This window comes from Anabaena sp. CS-542/02 (assembly GCF_028331085.1).
Classification (GTDB): Bacteria; Cyanobacteriota; Cyanobacteriia; order Cyanobacteriales; family Nostocaceae; genus Anabaenopsis; species Anabaenopsis arnoldii.
Map to the genome: position 1 here is coordinate 1 of NZ_JAQMTM010000147.1, position 19464 is coordinate 19464.

The window sequence follows — 19464 nt, forward strand, 5'->3', positions numbered from 1 at the left end:
GCGATATTTCTCTTAAGATTTACAAGAAAGACTACCGCTATCATTGCTTGGTTTTCGCGTTGGCAATAGTCTTAATTCAATACTTGATATCGTAGGATTATATATCAAGTGGGCGATTTTCTTAACTCACTTATGTCAATTCTTGTGAACATAAGTATAGTTTTGTCTATAAAATAGTCAGCTTAGGACTAGCTCACTATTAGTGATAGTTATTATCTTGACGATTCTTCGATAAATTCGGTAGTTCCACTGATAATAAAGACCTGCGCACTTTTGGATCACGCTGGCGATCAACCAGGGGTGATGGTGATTTCGCATCGTTAGCGTCATCTCCAAAATCATTTGAGGTGGAATCGGGTTGATACAATCGTGAGTTTTCTAACAAATATTTTTCCCATTCTATGGGTTGCCTAGGGGAGCTATCAGGCAAAGTGTAGGACTCTGGGGAATGTTCTTCTGTTGGAAGTATTTCCAATTGCTGATTGTCCTTTGTCGGATACCTGGCTCCATCACTTTCCCCAGTTGTGTCCATACTCTCCCAGATAGGTGCTTCAGTTTGATTACTGTCTACATCCATCTCAGCAGGGGCTAGTGAGGCAGATTTTGGCTCACTAGTAAAAAACAATTGGATTAGAGTATCCAATTGAGTATCTAGCTTTGATGAATCTACAGATGAAATACTTTCTGATGTACTCGCCGAGTCTTCAAGTGGAGCAGATGGTTGTGTGGGCGCTGGTTCTTCTAGAGAGGGAGCCGGCCTGTCTTGCTGAATTGATGGAGAATTATCATTCCTAGATGGAGGTGAGGCAGATAGATTGCTGCAGGGGTCTATAGATTGATTCCCAGAAGAATCAAATTGGTCTGTGAAAGATTCTGATTCTGCTGACCAAGGTCGAATAGGTTGGACATTAGGCAACAAAGACCGAGCCTTTCGGGAAAATCTCGTTTGGTGGTTGGCTGTATAGTCTGAGGAATCATTAACCACCGGTGTCTCTAGGCATTTCTCGAGAGCAGCTTTGAATTGCAGGGTCTGGCGTTGTTGTCGCATGAGCCTACTATGTAGCTCTCGACAGGCATTTTCCGATTGCAATACCTGTTGAGACTGTTCGTTATAGTTAGTTTGCAGCAGCGCACATTCTCGCTCTAATTTAGCCAGGCGTTGTTGGCTAATGTGTAATTCTGCTTTATAAGTTTCAATATAGTTTTCTTGGCGTTGAATGGTTTGTACAGCCGTTTCTAACTCTTGGAATAGAGATTTAATTTGTTGTTGAGCCGCGCCCAGTTCTTGCGTGTGTTGGTTCAACATTGACTCGGCGACACTAGAACGCCTCTTCTGCCACTGCAAAGCCTTTTCTGATTCAGCCAGCTGATCTTTGAGATGCTCTAGCTGCTCATACAAGTCATTATTTGCCCCTCGCAATTCTTCGTTCAATGCCTGTAGAGAAATTGTCTGCAACTCCTCTACATTTTCACTATCTACAAGTATTTCTTGTTGAATGTTAGGGGTCTCGACCCAGTTTGAGGGGTTTTTATTTGTCTGGGAGTCAGGAGTGTGTACTTCTGGCTCTGCTTCTACCGCAGGTGTGAGGATCTGCAATTGTGTATTTGCCATATTGTCAGGAGGTACAATGAAGTAAAATGGACAGATTAGCCGTTATGGCTACGCCACGCAAGCTATCGGTTGTCGCGAATTATCAAAATTTAGGGATTCCATTCCAGCTATGACCAATTCCTTCAGGATTAGGGTTCCTAGGGTCTAGTCCACGCAAGCTATCAGGCAGGGGTGAGTGACAACATTACCCTATGGCTAGGCCACAAAAGCTATCAGAATCACGGCAGATTTTAGTGTAAACACTACCAATATACAGGGTTGATGACAGATTGTGAGAAATGATTTTCAGTTACTTGACTTTTATTCACATTTATGAATGTTATTTATTTTATGCTTCAAGGCAACCAACGGGGATGAAATCCTACGAAAGGTAGTTTCTCTGGTTTGATTGTAGTCTGTGACGTATCATCAATAGGCAATAAAGGCATTAACCACAGGCTACTAGTAGCGATCGCTTCTCCATCTTGTGTTTTGAGTACACTTGCAGATAAGGGCTGCTGATCTACTTGTGCTGTTACTTGATCAAAGAGCAAGCCTAAACCATCTGGTGCTAAACTCATTTGCACGTTCCGCTGTTCAGTGGGTAGTAATAATAGTGGTTTTTGTTCTCCAGTTTTTAGGTCAATTGCGACTACATAAGGCTGTTCTATATATTCTTCATCAGATATGAGCTGTGTCAGCAAGCAATAGAGAGTTGGTGAAGCTGGGTCAAATTGGCACTTGTGAATAGAACCTGTGGTTTTTAACAAGAGTTTCTGGATGCCTTGATTGGTTACCAAAAACAGGTCTCTTGTATAATCTGTATTGAATTTGACCATTGCTGCTTGAGAGCCATCTTTGGAAAAAGACTGTACTAACCCGAACTGTGGGAGGTAATCGAGAGGTTTGGTGCCATCATTTTGTATTGGTAAAATCGCCGCCCCTTGACCTTGAGCAACTGCGACGGCTTGACTATCAGGAGTGATCATAAAGTCTCCCCCTGGTTCACTTTTGAGGCGTTGGGGGGTCTGTCTTTCTCTGGTATTGCTAGTGCTGGACATAAACCATAACCCAAAATCGCTGGGATTATTTTTGTTCCCGCGTTGAACCACAACTGTTTTACCATCTGGGGATAAGTCAAATTTGAGGTTTTGATATTGCTTATTGTCTAACAGCAGGTCCATTCTACCTGGTGGTTCTGCTGGTGTTGCAGGTTGTGCAGAAATACCTGTGGTTACAGTATATAATTGAGCTGAGAGTAAGTCTGGGTTATTTTTGGTGCGAGCCAAAAATAAGATTTTTTCCCCATCTGGAAATGGCTTAAAGTCCATGACAATTAGGTCTTTGGGGGTAAGTATGTTCTTTTTCACTTGAGTTAAGTTGTAAAGAACTAACTGACCTTGATGTTCTGCATCGGCCCCTATGTAAATAATCACGCGATCGCGGGATCTAAAGTTACCAACAAAGGGCTGGATAACGCGATTTTTCCCTTCTTGTATAGCAAACCTATCTCTGGCATCTTGCAACCGCACTTGATAATTTGTACCATAGGGTGCTGGTGTCAGCAGTGTATAAACCATGCGCCGCCCTGCCCAACTAATTTTACCTGCTAGGGGCGGTTCAATTCTCAAGTTTTCCTCGACGCTTTGAACGTCCATAGGGCGGCTAAAGTTGAGAGTGAAGGCAATATCATCTGCTCCGATTTGTTGATTTTGCCAAGTAAATTCCCGGACACTAGCTGCCACCACATCACCTTTAAATATCATGAATCCAATCAGGAGACTCACCAGCAGCATCAGTGAAATCGCCACGCGATCTAGTGGTTGGATCAAGGTTTTGGATGTAGCCATTTTTCAGTGATTAAGTATTAATAACTATAAGGATTCCGAGGTTGGGGAATTTCTTTAATGGAAGTAGCAGCAATAGTCAGGTTACGTTTACCAGCGAGAGCTTCTGTGATCATTTTTCCTTCTACTTCCAGCCAAGTGTCAGGGGGATAGCGCTCTTGATTTTCTGGTAGTTTGACTGGCAATCCTACAGGATAGGCATCTGCTGCACAACAAGTAAGCACAAATCGCGCCAGAAAAATATAGTTTTCTCCTATGTTGGGTGGATGAACCACAAATCCCTGAACTTTGGCATTTTGACCTGTATATGAATCTGGTTCTGGGTAAACGTTAAGTGTCCGCGCCCAATCCACAAGTGAGCGATCTTCTGGGCGAATAGAAGGGCGAAAGGACTGGGGTTGAACGCGTCCGGTGGATAATAAATCAGTCACACCCAGCTGGATGGCAGTGTCGCTAGCAAAAACCCGGGGTGTAATGATTAAACCCAAAATCGCAACTATTAATAATAAAGCACTACCCCATCCGGGGGGAAATAAGTTCATGTGCTGAATATTAGATGTATTAGCCAGGCGGCGTTTTCGCCAAATCTCTCGCATCTTCAACAACCCAATGATCAGGAAAGCGATACCACAACCGATCACTAAACCAAAGAAATTGGGGTGAATCAACAAGTACAATTTACCTGATAGCCAGTATTGCAGCATCAAAATCCCCCAACTGGTGATCGCTAAAGCATCTAGCCAGGGGAATAAGATATTTTGCAGAGGAATTTTGGTTTTTCTAGCCATTTTTCAACGGTGATAAGTCAGTAGTCAGTGGAGAAGAAAAAAACCTACTGACAACTTAATAAAGTCCAAGGTTCAAAGCACATATAGGTTCATGAACAGGGTGAACAAAAATGTCAACTGTGCGGCTAAAGCAAATAAGTAGAATATAGTTTTGGGATGAAAAACAGTTAACATTAATCCCACACTTTTAATGTCAACCATAGGGCCAAATACTAAAAATGCCAACAGGGAACCACTACTAAAAGCCGAAGCAAATGACAGAGCGAAAAACGAATCGACGGTGGAACAGATGGATACAACTGCGGCTAAGATCAGCATGACTACAATTGAGCTAACCTGTCCCGCACCCAGGCTGAGGATTAATTCACGGGGAGCAAATACTTGCACAGAAGCTGCGATCGCGCTACCTAAAACCATCACGCCGCCTAGTTCTCGCAATTCTTGGATGACATTGTCCAAAACCAGTTGTAGTTTATCCATGACAGATTTACCGGAACTCACCTGTTCTGGGTTAGTAGACTGTAATAAGTTAGGATCTAACCTTATGGTCAGTCCTGCTTTTCCTCCTAAAATATAAGTCCCAGATTTGAATGTAGTGGTTACTCTGCTTGGTTTTGCGTCACCTCCAGCTGGGAGTTTAGTTTCTGAATGCTGGGGTGGGTTAAATTTGAGATAACGAGCGATCGCTGGCTGAACAAGGGGATTGATATCTTTTTGGAAACTGAAAACCAGGCCAATAATTACGGCAATTAATAGAGAAAATACCACTCGTAAAACTACTATTTCTGGCTGGTCTCGAAAGGCTAACCAAGTTGCCCAAATCACAATTGGGTTAACGGTCGGTGCTGCTAGCAAAAAACCAATAGCCACGGGTGTGGGTACTCCCTGCATCAGCAACCGCCGCGCTACGGGGACATTACCGCACTCACATACCGGAAACATAAAACCGATGAGACTACCTGCTAAAGCGCCCAGTACAGCATTTTGAGGCATTCTCGCTACTAATTGCCGCTCATCGATAAAAATTAGCAGCACACTGGAGAATAAAACTCCCAACAGCAAAAATGGCATCGCCTCGACTAGCAAACTCAGAAATATAGTGAAACCATTGTTCAGTTGATTCATGGGTGTCGCAGTCAAAAGCGTTTGAAAGTTTTTAGGTTATGTTTAAACATTCTATCGGAATGGGGATCAAAAGCATCTATGGGTAAACCAAGCTTATGGGAACAGGAAACTAGTGTTTTGTTTCTAGTTACCCTTAAGGGATGATGAAGGCTAGGGAGTTGTGGATAGTTTTGCTCAAATGTGTGCATTTACTGATGCTGACTAATAGTCAGATTGTCCCCTTGCTTAAATTGTTCCCAGTTTGGGGGAATAAACATCTAGGCGAGTGAGATTTCATGGACTAATGTTTATACTTGGTTTGAGCTACTGGCTCAGGATGTCATCTTACCTGAAATTTCATAAACTGTTCATACTGTTTAAATATTCCGCGTTAACATCTTGCATGCTTGAAAGCTCTGCGGTGTACACACAAAAAATTAAATTACTTCAAATCCTTGTAAAACTCTTGTGTGGTGGGTATACTTCCACAAAGTCAGTAGAAGTCATACCCGCCATTGTCTACCTTAACCACATGAAATTAACGGTAGGTCTTTAGACAAGAGGAGTGTCAAACCAAGTCGGGTGAATTATCAGAGTCAGAGAGTATTTGCACCAAGTTTTCTCCTCTTTGGTAAATATTGCGCGCATAGTCTGTCCATGAACCTTGTCCCCAGTAGCGAAAACAGCTCGTTTGTAGCAAAAGGTTATGTAAAAGGAGATTACGGTATTCCACTGAATTAGTGGGCAATATATTCTCAACCTTTTGATGAAATAAACTGCTTAATTTATCCATGGGTGAGAGCACATTTTCATATCCTGTTACCCAACTAATATGATTAGTCCATGAGGCTCCATCCATGTGAAAGTTAGGATTGATTTGCTTTAATTCTTGAATGGCAATTTCTACAGCTATGGCTACGCCACTCCAGCCATCAGGGTTGCAGTTTTCAGGTGAAACTCGCTGCCAAATTTGATGTTGTCCTAGTGGCTGACAGGTGGGATAGTCTTTGGTTTGACAACCAGCGGCTGCCAATAATTCTAAGTATTCTGTACCACAGACCCCAACAACCCCAGATTTACCTCCTCGTTGATTTGCCATATCTTTCCAAACTTGTTTGAAAGCACTAGGAAATTCATTCATCATCACACCACCATTTTCACCATCGCCAATTTGGCTGACTATTGGTGGTATTATGATATTTGCTAGTTGTTGTTTACCTAAAGTTTTGGCTTCATAGTAAGGCTGCATCTGAGCCACTAATTTGGTATCTGAACCTTGGGTTTTAATCAGGGCTGTAATACTAATTGTTTCACCTTGAGAATTGCGGGCTATCAGACGATGTGGTAAGTGCTTATGGGTCAGAGATTCACCGCTAATTCTTTCTACAGAATGTTCTTGTACAAGTAACCAACGATAGCCACATTCCTTGAGAGCTTTGACAAATGCAAATAAAGTATCCGGGTGATTTGGTAGGTGCATTTCTGGGGGGGAAAATCCTTTGACTCTTGCTAATGCTGGCCAGCCAAAGATGGCAGCAAAGTGATGTTGCCATGCCAGGATATGCAATTTAATATCGGGTATGGGTGTGGAAGGAATGACAGCATGACCCCACATTGTCCCGAGCCATTCTACATAGGGTTGATAGGTGGGATTGCAGGTGATTCGTTTGAGATTATCCAAAATATCCTTACGTCCCATTTGTCTGAGTCCCCACAAAAGATTACCAGAGTAATCCAACATCACACGGGGATTGCAACCTTGATGGACAAGTTCGGGGATCATGTCCCCCATACGGCTGTAACAATAGGCGAAAGCTGCTGCGTTATGGTTGTCCCCTTCGTGAGAATGTTCAAACATATATTGCAGATTGCTGATTAATCCGCCATTGGGTCCAGCTGGTATGGTTGGCTGGTGCATATGTAGGGCGATCGCAAAGACTGCATTTACATCCTCTAAGTGGATATTTGTTGAGGGTAAAAATACAGGCGCATCATGGTTAACTACAGAGAAGACTTCTGTTTCCCAACCAGAAATATTCGGTAATTCGTCTATGATTTCCGGTACTGAAGTAAGTGTGGTAGGCAATTTCATTTTCCATGAACAACTACGAGATGGGCAACAAGGCGCTAATTATCATCGGTGCGGTCTTACAAAGATATTCCCATCTTTTTGTTTGAGTCGGTTATGAAGTTTGTTACTCTTGTGCCGAAAATACGAATTATTGGTGAGCTTGGGGTAAATGAGTGCGAATTGCGGTCAATAGGTTCTATTTTTGGGAATGTTGCCCTTTTGATCTGAAAGGTAAAATTTATTGACCGCAGTATCAAATTGTGAGAATTTAACTGGAGAGATAATTTAGGTTTTTGACCATAATAAATCGCTAAAACGATAAATTTTGGTCATAAAACTCGGTTTTGCCGGAGGCTGTGGTTTTGTCAAGGTTGGCGGAGTGGCGATTTGTAAAATTATCTCTAGTAACCAAGGGGCCAAGCGTTGACACCACACGGCTAAATGACTTTGCCAACCCACTAAAATTTCTGGTGTATCTTTTTGCAATCCAGAGACGAGTACTTGTGCTACTGCTTCGGAACTCATAGGGATCACCCAGCGAAATAATTTTAAGTCCCGCGCCATATCTGTGTCTGTGAGGGAAGGTAATAAGGCGAGGACTCGGATGTTGTGTTCAGCCAGTTCGCGACGTAAGGCTTGGGTAAATCCTAAGATGGCAAACTTGGTAGCTGAGTAAGTGGCCATTGTCGGTGCTGCTACTTTCCCCATCAAACTTGACACATTAACGATTGTTCCTTGTTTTTGGCTGACCATCCGCCGGGCTATAAGGCTGGTGAGGTTGTACATTCCCAATAAATTCACCGAGAGTTCTTCTTGAACCTGGGGTAGTTTGGTCTGTAAAAATGAGGTTTGATATGCTACGCCCGCACAATTAACCAGGAGATGAATTGGGCCATAGTTGCGCCACAATTGGGCAACGGCAATATTAACTTCAATTGTTTTTGTTAAATCGATGCACAAGATTGTGGTTTCTACGCCCATTGCTTCGATTTGGTTAGCGACGGCGGTTAATTTTTGCCCATCGCGTGCTACTAATATCAACCGCTTGATACCTTGTTGGGACAGCTTCAGAGCGATCGCCTTACCAATACCACGGGAAGCCCCAGTAATCAGAGCGACTTTACCTCGAATATTCATCGGTTATGACCTCCAAAATGGTGTCTTACCCTAGTCTTAGTGATTGCGGATAGACACAATCAGAGCTACTAGCTTGGACAAGGTAAGACAAATAATCAGTCGTTGGTAAATAAGCTTGTGGCAACGAAATATTCCTGGACTAAAAGGCACAAATACCTGGGTTTTCAGTCAGATTAACAATCAAAATTTCACACAATTGCCGGAGTGAATGTAGCTCATAGGTTTTTCTCTCCTAAATCTCAGAGCGTTCATCAGCGTTGTTGCCATACACACAGTAACAACTAAATCAAGTTATTGCAATATTTTTTAATAAGAATTTCTTAATAATTCTTAAAGAAAATTATATATTTGATGGGTAATATTCCTAGGGTATGGAGAAGAGTCAAAACTAGGAAAAGGTGTTCTTGGTTGGCCCACTTCCCACTCCCGGTCAGTTTCTAGATCAAAGAAGTAAGATATCAAATTTTATACTAATCAATATCCTTCAACCTGGTATTTATTACGTAAACATCAAGTGAATTATTTTAAAAAATAAAACATCCCCAAGATTTTCTCGGATAGTCCAAAAAACGTCTTAAGGATGTTGGCGTTTGACTCGCTTAGTGATCCAGCCTATAGAGCCGAGGGAAATTACAGGTAATTATTTAAAAGTCATCCAGAAACTGACTTAGGCGTTGGAGCACGGGATCAACCTCTTCTGGGGGTTGATGCTCATCAGTAGTATATGATACTGGTATATCTGGTGTGCTTGCAGACTCAATCATTGAACCCTCACTAAGCATATTTACTACATATGCCATTTGTTGCGTAAGTTGCAAAATATGGCATTCTATAGTCTCCAAACGATGAGATTGTTTTGGGAAAAAACGTTCCTCTAGGTCAGCCACTTGACGTTGCAACTCATCGATTTTTTTTTCTAGTGAATCTGTTGCTACTGTTTTTGGACTAGGTTTTACAGTCTCCGGTATACACAAAGATTGCCATAGAGCCTGCTTACAGATGTCGCTAAAAGTTTTATCAGGCAATTTTTCCAGACAATCCTCTACAACTGCTAACAAGCTTTCATCGGCAACCGATGGGTTGAAGGTGACAGATTTAACTACCTTTTTTGGCCATTGGAACATCAGTTTTAAGACCTAGCAGATCGAGCGGACAATTGCGCCTCTCCATAAATGTATTGCCCCAAGCTATTAGCCTGGCGGGAAGGGGCGGATAAATGGGCATTTATTTGGGCTTCCTTGAGTAAACGTTGAACGTCGTCCCAGAAAAATTCACCACCGCCTCCAGTGATAATGACATCAGTGACCCGCTCTGGTATCCAAGCTAAGACACGATGACAAATATCTCGAGAAAACATTTCTATGAGGTTAGGGAGAAAATCATCCAGGTTAGTGGGCTTACCGGCACCTTTAGGACGATAGAAGCGTTCACCTTTGGGTTTATTGACAGCAGAAATCAGGGCTAAAGATTGACTATCAGATCCCTCTATTTCGGCGGCTACCATTTCATAGAACTTGTTCATGCCAAATTCTTCACTTTGAGAAGCAGCGCGGGCAAAACGGAAGTTATCTACCATTAACATATCAATGGTTTGATGTCCGATATCAACAATTGCGACCGAGATTTTGGTGAAATCTGGAACCCTAGCGCCTGTCTTAGGTTGAGCTTCAGACCAGAGCAGGCTACCATATCCTTCTGGCATGACCCAAACCTTGTTAATATTGAGCGATACGGATTCCCCTCGGAAGTTCATCACATGGGGTCCAGTAACTTGACTGGTTAACTGCGCTTTTTCCTTTTCAAATTGTTCTAAAGACAGGAAAGGCAGACCCATGATGACGGATATTTCATCTTTGAGTTTAAAGTAGCCAGCACAGGCCAAAACCTTGACTAGTGCATCTTCTACTTTAGACTGGCCAACACCCAAATTCGCACCAAAGTCGGCTGCTAGCTGACCAATAGCATATCCATTACCTTGATACTCCAGCCATAAATCCATGAGAGGGTCAGTAGCCTTGGCTTCAAAAACGCCACTTTTAACCTCTTCCATAGACATTTTCTTAACATTGGCAGGTATGAACGCCACATCAGCTGGTTCACGGTTAATACAAGTTTTAGTAGAAGTTCTACCTAAATCAACACTGAGAATATTTTTGCCGCTAATACTTGACCTATTAGCAGGAGGGTTGGTATTCATCGGGGTAGATGCTGACACCTTATTTAAAGGTATGGCGGCGGCATTCATTGGGGTAGCTGCGGAAGGTTGGTCTGTCATGAAAGCTCCTAATCCTGATTTAACTTTTGCTAATGCCTGAGTGACAGAAATTAATGTGCGGACTTGTAGTATAGAGAGAGCAATATTAATTGCTCTGCTACCTTGCCTATGAAATCAGTGTTTTCCTGATCTCCTGGGGGGAGGTTGAGTTAGTCAATTCCCATAATTCATTGTCAGCTATACTTTTCTCGACATTTTTACTCAACAACTTTCCTGGATAGTAGCAGATAAATGGGTCAACTAGAGAATCGTCACATGAATCACACGGACTTTGTTACTTGGTCTTTGATGGGTTGGCTTTAAATAGTCCAAAGCCTAACTTTAGTTTCATGGAGTGAAGACTTTTGAGAAATTGCTGGTTGTATTCTACTCAGGTAGACGATTAAAGGCTAGTGTTACTAGGTGAGTTTTTCCTTGTTGGTTTGGTTGATTTGCCGGGGATGGCACAAAGATCAGGGGAGAGTTTGTTTTCCTGTGCCCCATGCCTGATGCCCGTTCCCGTTTTAAATTGTTGGGGTCAATGACTGCACCCGTGTGTGAGATTCCCAATCTAATGGCTTTAAAACCCGATCTTCTAATGCCATTTGCTCAATTAAACTTGCCAATCTCAGAGCTTTCAGGGCTTGTTCACCACCTACCGAAGGTTGATTACCGCCGTGGACGCAATTAATAAAATGTTCTAGTTCTGCACTCAGAGGTTGAACATTAGTGGTGTAAACTTTCTCAATCAAACCATCCTGCCTGTACAGCACTTGTCTATGGTCAGTCAGACTATTATTATTAGTTTGTCGGTGAATTAAAATTTCATTTTTGAGGAAATCTGCTTCTGTAAATGAGTTTTTGCAATGAGCCACTATGCGGCGGATTTTCCGGTGAGTAACTTTGCTGGCAGTTAAAGTGGCAACAATACCATTAGCAAAGCCCAAGGTAGCAGTGACGTAATCCAAATAACCAGAATTCACAGAATGAGTACCGCTAGCGGTTAACTTCACCACTGGAGAACCAGCTAGTTCTAATAACAGGTCAATGTCGTGGATCATTAAATCCAGCACCACCGAAACATCATTGGCGCGGTCTGAGTAAGGACTCATGCGATGCGCTTCTAGAGCCAGCAAATTTTCTGTTTTTAACACTTTACTGAGTTCTTTAAATGCTGGATTGAAACGCTCAATATGACCCACTTGCAGAATACACTGAGAATCAGCGGCCGCATTTACTAGGGATTCGGCCTCAGAAATGCTCGCAGCAATTGGCTTTTCAATCAAGACATGAATTCCGGCCAACAAACAGTTGATACCTACTGCGTAATGTAGGCGGGTGGGGACAGCGATACACACTGCTTCTACATGGGGTAGGAGGTCACAGTAATCTTCAAAAAAATGTCCCTTGTATTTACTAGCTGTTTCTAAACCTCGTTCAACATTGATATCTGACACACCTACGAATTCAACATCTTTCATTGAACTTAGTATGCGAGCATGATGTTGTCCCATGTTGCCCACTCCAATTACGCCTACGCGAATTGGTTTTGTTTGATTCCGCTGTGTATATGAAGTTTCTGCCACTGACATGCTATCTTGCACTATTATTCTCTCCTCAACCACCAAATCTAGAGGCGCTGCCGCCGTTAGTATTTATACTTGAAGACCAGTTATGATCTGTTGAAAACCATCCAGATGGTAACATAGAGGCTACATTTATGAAGAATTTCCCAGTTTTTTATGAGTTCCCGCAATTTACCTTTTCCTTGTGTGTTCAGGTGGCAATTGATCAATATTTTTTTACTAACATAAGATATAATGTGTCTTTTTGTTGACTTGATAAACCAATGAAGATGTAAGTAATAACTTATAAGAACCCTGGGGTAATTAGTGAGCGGGATCGCTCTTTAATTAGGAATCATTCAAAAATAATATTGTTTTGTTATCAAGAATACAGAAATTTGCAAAGAATCCACTTAACCCTTTAGTTTTGGTATGTTTTACGCAATTGCCACTGCTGAAATACTTCAACAATTTTTGCACAATTATCTATATTTTTTACATATTGAGCCGTCTGAGTTTTTTCAGGCGCTGGTGTAGACATTTGTTTGGCTGTGGTGAAAATAGTAAAAACTCGACCAAGATGGCTTAAGGAGGACTGTAACATTATTCGTGGAATTTTATGGAAGTGTGATTTGGCAATGGAAAATCCAAAAGTTGAGAGTGAGATGAAGGCTGTAATTCTATTATCTGGAGGATTAGACTCTGCCACAGTTTTGTATCAAGCCAAAGCTGATGGTTATGAATGTCACCCGATTTCTTTCGATTACCAGCAGCGACATCGGCGAGAGTTGGACTCCGCCTTCCGTATCGCTCAAACAGCTGGAGTAGTCAAACATCAAGTGGTAAATTTTGATTTACGACAATGGGGCGGTTCAGCACTTACAGATGACACCATTAATTTACCCCAAGAGAGATCCCTCGAAGAAATGGCGCAAAAAATTCCAGTTACCTACGTACCTGCACGTAATACTATTTTTTTGAGCTTTGCTCTGGGCTATGGGGAAGCGATCGCAGCCCAAAGGGTCTACATTGGTGTTAACGCCCTAGACTACTCTGGATATCCGGATTGTCGTCCCGACTATATCCAGGCGATGCAGAAAGTATTTCAACTAGGAACCAAACAAGGACGTGAAGGCAAACCTATCGAAATTGTTGCTCCTCTAATTGATTTAAAAAAAACCGAAATCATCCAACTTGGCAATCAATTGGGAGTTCCCTGGGAGCTAACTTGGTCTTGCTATGCAGGTAGCGATGTAGCCTGTGGTGTTTGTGATTCTTGTCGTTTACGGCTAGCGGCCTTTGCTGAATTGGGGTTGAAAGACCCACTACCTTATGCTGAAGACTAAAGTTGTAATCTACCAATGACCACTGCAATTATTTAGCCTCCAAGCGTCGTACTTGAATTTGATGTAAGCGCGGTCCGAAGGTTGAAACTATAGTAAATTCGAGATTTTCATAGCAGAAGATTTCGCCTGATCCGGGGATTTTTTGGAGTTGATACAGCACAAAACCACCCAGTGTCTGGTATTCCTTTGTCAGGGGTAAATTGAGATGTAAAACTTCGTTGAGGTGTTCGAGGTTAACTTGGGCTTGCACCAAAAATGTTTGATTGTCTAACATTTCCACCAGCAAGTCATCCATGTCGTCCGGTTCCCCTGCATTACCAATAATTTCGGCAATGACATCTTGAAGGGTCACCAACCCTACGGTACCGCCAAACTCATTGACTACTATGACCATGGCCGGCTTCTCTTGCTGCATCATGGGTAATAGTTCACTCAAGGGTGTTTGTTCCGGTACAAAGCGGGCATAACGCATCCAAGGTTGGATATTTGTTTCTGGGGTCAGTTTCCCCATTGCCAAGGGTTCTGCCAAATCTTTAAAATAAACTATGCCGCGAATGTCATCTAAAGAGTCTCCCGTGATGGGGTAGCGTGAGTGACCACTAGAGGTCATTTCTTCGAGTAAAGTCTGGAAAGTTGCATCTTTTGACAAAGCGTCAATAGCAGTTCGGGGGGTCATAACTTCAAAGGCTCTCACATCGCCGAACTCAAAGACATTATTCAGCAATTCTCGCTCTGCAAGCTGTAAACCAGTTGATTCTTTTTCTGTAGAGATGATGATCTGTAATTCCTCTGGAGTCACTGGCGATCGCCAACTTTGTCCGGTGTATTCTATACCAAAAAGCCGCAACAAAAACCGGGTTGATTGGTTAAGAATCCAGATAAAGGGGTTAAAAAAGCGGACGATCGCTTTTACCGAAGGCCCCAAAAATCTCGCCAAATCCTCTGAATACAACATAGCTACTGATTTAGGACATAGTTCACCTAAAACAATTTGCAGATAGGCGATCAAAAAAAAGGCAATGGGAATTGATAGAGAATGAGCCATAAAATTATTCATCTCTATGGGTAAAGTCCAGGATTTTAGCCATGACTTCACCAATAGGACAATGGAACTTTCACCAATCCATCCCAGGGCTAAACTAGAAAGGGTAATGCCTAATTGAGTTGTAGATAATAACCTTTCAATACTAAGTTGTAGTCCCTCCACAGCGATGGCCGGAATATCACCAGCTTTAACCAGCTGATGAATACGCGATCGCCTAACCGTCACCATTGAAAACTCTGCTGTCACAAAAAAAGCATTAATAGCGATCAGCAATAACACCGTCAACAATCTCAGCCCCACATCAGTCGGAATTAAGGTAGAAAAACGACTCACCGCCAAAGCTCGTGTAAAAATCATGTCCCCATTTTGGGATTAATTGGGATTAAATAGCGGGAATTTGATATCAGGTATTGAATAATCATCTTCCCGATTCCATATTCTCATTTACCTTTCTACAGGGATACTTAAAACTTCTAGCTTCAGTCGTTGAGCAGGGTAATCTGTCAGAGACAGAGATATCCGATTCACATCATCAAGCAAAGCCGTAGGAATAATCACCGTACCTGAAGCTATGGGAGAATCAGGAGGTAATTCTGTTGGTAAACCTTCTGTGGTAGCACTCAGTGTCCGTCCTTTCTCATCCCTAACATCCAAAAAACTATACAAAAAGCGCACAGAATCATTACCTTTATTGTGCATATTTACTCTCATGAGTAAATCACCCCCAGAGTAGCGAACAGATTGGACAGCAAAAGTTACACCCTGACTCTCAGCAACCAATGGAAATCCCGGTTCGAGTTTTTCAGCGACCACAGATGGGGGTTTTTCCTTGGATGTTCTCTGTCTACTGGTTCTAGTTTCCTGGTCATCCTCGTCTAATTTTCCTGATTTAGCAGCCTTGGTTTTACCCTCAATTCGAGCCTGGACAGTTTTGAGGATCTCATCTTCTTTCAATAGTACTACTCCTAACTGTTGAGAGTTATTGGACCTACTGCTAAGAAACTTATTCGTGGGGCGGCCATCTGGTGTTGTTACACCTCTGAGGGCTGAGGTTCCCATCTCAAAACCTAAAAACGCACTCACAGAACCTGCACCCAGCATCAGGACTAATAAGATTAAAGTGAGAATTGCCGTGGAATTTACTTTCATTGCTGACAAGTTATTGCGTCAAAATTTTGCCTTATTCTAAGCGTATTCAAACCAAAAGTATTGCAACTGTCTCCCTCAATCGTGAAAAGAACTTAATCAATACCAGGTTGCACCATTTTGGACTTTACATAATCTGTAAAATTACGCTATAATGGAATTCCGCCAGGGTTGGCCGAGCGGTTGAGGCAGCGAACTCATAATTCGCCCAAGGCAGGTTCAACTCCTGCACCCTGGATTTTTTGAGTCCTGACCCAAGACTCCATTCAAACCCATATTATGCTGATTCAGAACTCTGATCAGGTCTACCTTTGGTGTAACATAACTTTGCCTGTTTTGTAATGACGGATACTACTGGAACCTTTACTCAATCAAATATTTGTGCAGCTACTACTGATTTAATCACCCTGCACGACCAGCTACTAGATTTATTTTGTCAACTCGCTTATCAAGAGGGTGATTTTATCCTTTCTTCTGGACAAAGCAGTTCTTACTACATCAATGGTAAGCAGGTAACTCTCCACCCCCAGGGCGCTTTAGCCATTGGCCGCATTCTTTTATCTGTATTACCTACAGATACTCAAGCTGTGGCCGGCTTAACTTTAGGTGCTGATCCCATTGTGTCAGCTGTGAGTGTGGTTTCTGCTTATGAAAATCGCCCCATACCGGCGCTGATTATTCGCAAGGAAGCCAAAGGACATGGAACAATGGCTTATATTGAAGGGCCTAATTTACCCGCAGGTGCAAAAGTCATAGTTTTAGAAGATGTGGTGACTACGGGAAAATCAGCGATGAAAGCTGTTGATCGTCTTCGGGATGCTGGTTATACAGTTGATACCGTAATTTCACTTGTGGATAGACTACAAGGAGGGGCAGATTTTTACCAGTCCGTGGGGTTGAACTTTCAGGCGGTATTTACCATCACTGACCTCCAAGAACGATATCAAGCATTAGCTAAATGAACTACCCACAGTTGGCTTCGCCTTCAACAGTCCATTTAATTGCTGCACTCATTGATTTTTAGGGTTAAATTTTGATATGAGTATTGAGATTGATGCCCATTTATACCGGAATTTAATATAGTTACCAGTTGGTAACTATATTAAAGGATAATTATCTTAACCCTGGGTTACAGGTTCCTTAGCCAAAAACTTCTCAAGTTCAGTCAAAGCATCAGCATCAACCTTGGTTTGCATCGGGCAGAACTTAGGACCACACATAGAACAAAACTCAGCAGTTTTATAAATATCTGCTGGTAGAGTTTCATCGTGATATTCTTTGGCTCTTTCGGGGTCTAGAGCTAACTCAAATTGACGATTCCAATCAAAGTTATAACGGGCTTTAGAAAGTTCATCATCTCTGTCTCTCGCACCGGGGCGATGTCTAGCAATATCCGCAGCATGAGCGGCGATTTTATAAGCAATCAAACCATTGCGCACATCTTCAGCATTGGGTAAACCCAAATGTTCTTTAGGTGTGACATAACAGAGCATCGCTGTACCATACCAGCCAGCCATAGCTGCCCCAATGGCGGAGGTAATATGGTCATAACCGGGAGCAATATCTGTTACCAATGGTCCCAAGACGTAGAAAGGAGCTTCGGAACACTCTTCCATTTGCTTGCGGACATTGAACTCAATTTGATCCATGGGGACGTGTCCGGGTCCTTCAACCATGACTTGTACGTTATCTTCCCAAGCTCTGCGGGTTAGCTGTCCGAGGGTTTTTAATTCTGCTAATTGTGCCGCATCCGAGGCATCATGAGTACAGCCAGGACGGAGGGAATCACCCAAACTAAAGGAGACATCATATCTCTTGAAAATCTCGATGATGTCGCGGAAGTGAGTATACAGAGGGTTTTGTTTATGGTGATGTAGCATCCACCGGGCTAAAATACCGCCACCACGGGAGACAATACCAGTAATGCGGTCTCTAACTAAAGGTAAATGTTCAATTAAGATCCCGGCGTGGATGGTTTGATAATCTACACCTTGTTGGGCGTGTTTTTCGATGACATGGAGAAAGTCGTCGGCGGTGAGCTTTTCAATGGTGCCGTGGACACTTTCTAAAGCTTGGTAAACTGGTACTGTGCCAATGGGAACAGGTGAAGCATTGATGATCGCTGTGCGAATTTCATCTAAGTTACCGCCCCCTGTGGACAAGTCCATGACGGTATCAGCACCATATTTCACTGCTAGATTTAACTTATCTACTTCTTCTTGAAGATTGGAAGAGTTAGGAGAAGCGCCGATATTAGCGTTAACTTTACATTTAGACGCGATGCCAATAGCCATCGGTTCTAGGTTGGTGTGATTAATGTTAGCAGGGATAATCATCCGTCCCCGCGCCACTTCCTCACGAATGAGATCCGCAGGAAGATTTTCCCGCTGGGCGACGTAGTGCATTTCTTCGGTAATAACACCCTGGCGTGCGTAGTGCATTTGAGTGACATTACTCTGTCCACGACGCTTGGTAACCCATTCTGTCCGCATATTGAATTCCTCGATAAACAGCTTCCCTCCGCTGGTATTAGCCAGACTCAGGTGTTAAGGGTGTGATCTCAGCCTGATTCTTCAGGCACCCCTAGCATGAATGAAATTGTACCATCTGGGTTAGGAATACGGGTGAGACTGTTTACAATTCCTTTTGATCGACCGCACCAGGTAGGGGAAGGGGGTCAAGGCACTAAGAAGAAAGAGTATGGTTATACTGTAGGCGATCAGTCCCAATATGATCTAAGCATTTATGGCTAACCATTACAGATATATTATTTTTTACAAACCTTATGGTGTTCTCAGCCAGTTCACTCAGGAAACACCGAAACATCGTACATTGAAGGAATATATACCAGTTCCGGATGTATACCCTGTGGGACGTTTGGACTGGGACAGCGAAGGGTTATTATTACTAACTAATGATGGAAAATTACAACATCGTCTCGCTCATCCTCGCTATGGACATGAACGCACTTACTGGGTGCAGGTGGAGCGCGTTCCTGATGTAGATGCGATCAACAAGTTAGAAACGGGTGTAAATATTCAAAATTACTGCACTCAACCAGCCCAAGTACGACTGTTGTTAGAAGCGCCCCATTTACCTGAACGCCACCCGCCAATTAGATTTCGCCAAAATATCCCCACGGCTTGGTTAGAAATGACATTGACCGAGGGAAAGAATCGTCAAGTGCGGCGAATGACTGCGGCGGTGGGATTTCCTACTTTGCGATTGGTGAGGGTGAGCATAGCCCATCTGAGTCTGGACGGTCTACAGTTGGGTGAATGGCGGGACCTGATGCCATCAGAACTCAAGTTTTGGGATAATTTGCCTAAAAATCACAAGCCTAGCTGCCAATATCTGATATAATTACGGAAGTGTCACGCCAAATAATTTTCTTTTGGTAGTAATTGCTCTGGTGGGAACGGAAATGAAGGTTAGTCAATAGCTAGTTATTTACTAATAATAGATTACATATCCTCATAAATGCTCAGATAGTGGTATGGCTTATGTACCACTACGAGAAGCAGTCAAACAACTGGGACTGCACCCAAACAGTTTAAGGAAGTACGCAGA

Annotated in this window: 16 protein-coding genes, 1 tRNA gene and 1 riboswitch; of the genes, 4 read left to right on the plus strand and 13 right to left on the minus strand. The window is 42.7% G+C overall.

Annotation, left to right across the window (positions count from 1 at the left end; translation table 11 throughout):
* Positions 1 to 199 precede the first annotated feature (199 nt).
* The 10 genes from PN447_RS15340 to PN447_RS15385 all read right to left on the minus strand — a co-directional run bounded on the left by PN447_RS15340 (position 200) and on the right by PN447_RS15385 (position 12961).
* Complete coding sequence (locus tag PN447_RS15340) at positions 200 to 1612, minus strand: hypothetical protein (RefSeq protein WP_271763893.1); 1413 nt, start codon at positions 1610 to 1612, stop codon at positions 200 to 202.
* A gap of 335 nt (positions 1613 to 1947) precedes the next feature.
* A complete protein-coding gene (locus PN447_RS15345) occupies positions 1948 to 3441 on the minus strand; it encodes a hypothetical protein (protein WP_271763894.1) in 1494 nt (497 codons plus the stop codon).
* Positions 3442 to 3458: 17 nt separating this feature from the next.
* Positions 3459 to 4226, minus strand: a complete 768-nt coding sequence (locus tag PN447_RS15350; protein ID WP_271763895.1) for a TIGR03943 family putative permease subunit — start codon at positions 4224 to 4226, stop codon at positions 3459 to 3461.
* Between the two features lie 72 nt (positions 4227 to 4298).
* Positions 4299 to 5351, minus strand: a complete 1053-nt coding sequence (locus PN447_RS15355) for a permease (RefSeq protein WP_271763907.1) — start codon at positions 5349 to 5351, stop codon at positions 4299 to 4301.
* A 547-nt stretch (positions 5352 to 5898) separates the two neighbouring features.
* The gene (locus PN447_RS15360; RefSeq protein ID WP_271763896.1) at positions 5899 to 7422 is read right to left on the minus strand and encodes a glycosyl hydrolase family 57; all 1524 of its coding nucleotides are present in this window, start codon (positions 7420 to 7422) and stop codon (positions 5899 to 5901) included.
* Between the two features lie 264 nt (positions 7423 to 7686).
* Complete coding sequence (locus tag PN447_RS15365) at positions 7687 to 8538, minus strand: SDR family NAD(P)-dependent oxidoreductase (RefSeq protein ID WP_271763897.1); 852 nt, start codon at positions 8536 to 8538, stop codon at positions 7687 to 7689.
* A gap of 644 nt (positions 8539 to 9182) precedes the next feature.
* On the minus strand, positions 9183 to 9662 hold the full coding sequence (locus PN447_RS15370) for a plasmid segregation centromere-binding protein ParR (protein WP_271763898.1): 480 nt from the start codon (positions 9660 to 9662) through the stop codon (positions 9183 to 9185).
* A gap of 5 nt (positions 9663 to 9667) precedes the next feature.
* The gene (locus PN447_RS15375) at positions 9668 to 10813 is read right to left on the minus strand and encodes a ParM/StbA family protein (RefSeq protein WP_271763899.1); all 1146 of its coding nucleotides are present in this window, start codon (positions 10811 to 10813) and stop codon (positions 9668 to 9670) included.
* A 503-nt stretch (positions 10814 to 11316) separates the two neighbouring features.
* A complete protein-coding gene (locus tag PN447_RS15380) occupies positions 11317 to 12396 on the minus strand; it encodes a Gfo/Idh/MocA family protein (RefSeq protein WP_271763900.1) in 1080 nt (359 codons plus the stop codon).
* A gap of 382 nt (positions 12397 to 12778) precedes the next feature.
* A complete protein-coding gene (locus tag PN447_RS15385) occupies positions 12779 to 12961 on the minus strand; it encodes a hypothetical protein (RefSeq protein ID WP_271763901.1) in 183 nt (60 codons plus the stop codon).
* Positions 12962 to 13022: 61 nt separating this feature from the next.
* Between PN447_RS15385 and queC the strand changes: the two genes are divergently transcribed.
* Entirely contained in the window at positions 13023 to 13703 is a 681-nt protein-coding gene (gene queC, locus PN447_RS15390) for a 7-cyano-7-deazaguanine synthase QueC (protein WP_271763908.1), read from the plus strand.
* Positions 13704 to 13731: 28 nt separating this feature from the next.
* On the opposite strand, the gene PN447_RS15395 is transcribed toward queC, so the two are convergent.
* Both PN447_RS15395 and PN447_RS15400 read right to left on the minus strand, forming a co-directional pair.
* The gene (locus tag PN447_RS15395; protein ID WP_271763903.1) at positions 13732 to 15105 is read right to left on the minus strand and encodes a hemolysin family protein; all 1374 of its coding nucleotides are present in this window, start codon (positions 15103 to 15105) and stop codon (positions 13732 to 13734) included.
* Positions 15106 to 15192: 87 nt separating this feature from the next.
* The gene (locus tag PN447_RS15400; protein WP_271763904.1) at positions 15193 to 15897 is read right to left on the minus strand and encodes a hypothetical protein; all 705 of its coding nucleotides are present in this window, start codon (positions 15895 to 15897) and stop codon (positions 15193 to 15195) included.
* Between the two features lie 162 nt (positions 15898 to 16059).
* On the opposite strand from PN447_RS15400, the gene PN447_RS15405 reads away from it, so the two are divergent.
* Both PN447_RS15405 and pyrE read left to right on the plus strand, forming a co-directional pair.
* A tRNA-Ile gene (locus PN447_RS15405) sits at positions 16060 to 16132 on the plus strand.
* Positions 16133 to 16235: 103 nt separating this feature from the next.
* Positions 16236 to 16856, plus strand: coding sequence for an orotate phosphoribosyltransferase (gene pyrE, locus PN447_RS15410; protein WP_271763905.1), 621 nt, complete (start codon positions 16236 to 16238; stop codon positions 16854 to 16856).
* A 156-nt stretch (positions 16857 to 17012) separates the two neighbouring features.
* Here pyrE and thiC read toward each other — a convergent pair whose 3' ends face one another.
* Positions 17013 to 18386, minus strand: a complete 1374-nt coding sequence (gene thiC, locus PN447_RS15415) for a phosphomethylpyrimidine synthase (RefSeq protein WP_271730614.1) — start codon at positions 18384 to 18386, stop codon at positions 17013 to 17015.
* A 6-nt stretch (positions 18387 to 18392) separates the two neighbouring features.
* Positions 18393 to 18489, minus strand: a riboswitch (TPP riboswitch).
* Positions 18490 to 18639: 150 nt separating this feature from the next.
* Here thiC and PN447_RS15420 point away from each other — a divergent pair.
* Positions 18640 to 19257, plus strand: coding sequence for an rRNA large subunit pseudouridine synthase E (locus PN447_RS15420; protein WP_271763906.1), 618 nt, complete (start codon positions 18640 to 18642; stop codon positions 19255 to 19257).
* Positions 19258 to 19464 lie beyond the last annotated feature (207 nt).

Coding starts and splice junctions, on each gene's coding strand:
- PN447_RS15395 (WP_271763903.1), bottom strand. CDS start 15,105: ATGATTTTTACACGAGCTTTGGCGGTGAGTCGTTTTTCTACCTTAATT.
- thiC (WP_271730614.1), bottom strand. CDS start 18,386: ATGCGGACAGAATGGGTTACCAAGCGTCGTGGACAGAGTAATGTCACT.
- PN447_RS15345 (WP_271763894.1), bottom strand. CDS start 3,441: ATGGCTACATCCAAAACCTTGATCCAACCACTAGATCGCGTGGCGATT.
- PN447_RS15365 (WP_271763897.1), bottom strand. CDS start 8,538: ATGAATATTCGAGGTAAAGTCGCTCTGATTACTGGGGCTTCCCGTGGT.
- queC (WP_271763908.1), top strand. CDS start 13,023: ATGAAGGCTGTAATTCTATTATCTGGAGGATTAGACTCTGCCACAGTT.
- pyrE (WP_271763905.1), top strand. CDS start 16,236: ATGACGGATACTACTGGAACCTTTACTCAATCAAATATTTGTGCAGCT.
- PN447_RS15420 (WP_271763906.1), top strand. CDS start 18,640: ATGGCTAACCATTACAGATATATTATTTTTTACAAACCTTATGGTGTT.
- PN447_RS15355 (WP_271763907.1), bottom strand. CDS start 5,351: ATGAATCAACTGAACAATGGTTTCACTATATTTCTGAGTTTGCTAGTC.
- PN447_RS15385 (WP_271763901.1), bottom strand. CDS start 12,961: ATGTTACAGTCCTCCTTAAGCCATCTTGGTCGAGTTTTTACTATTTTC.
- PN447_RS15375 (WP_271763899.1), bottom strand. CDS start 10,813: ATGACAGACCAACCTTCCGCAGCTACCCCAATGAATGCCGCCGCCATA.
- PN447_RS15350 (WP_271763895.1), bottom strand. CDS start 4,226: ATGGCTAGAAAAACCAAAATTCCTCTGCAAAATATCTTATTCCCCTGG.
- PN447_RS15400 (WP_271763904.1), bottom strand. CDS start 15,897: ATGAAAGTAAATTCCACGGCAATTCTCACTTTAATCTTATTAGTCCTG.
- PN447_RS15360 (WP_271763896.1), bottom strand. CDS start 7,422: ATGAAATTGCCTACCACACTTACTTCAGTACCGGAAATCATAGACGAA.
- PN447_RS15370 (WP_271763898.1), bottom strand. CDS start 9,662: ATGTTCCAATGGCCAAAAAAGGTAGTTAAATCTGTCACCTTCAACCCA.
- PN447_RS15340 (WP_271763893.1), bottom strand. CDS start 1,612: ATGGCAAATACACAATTGCAGATCCTCACACCTGCGGTAGAAGCAGAG.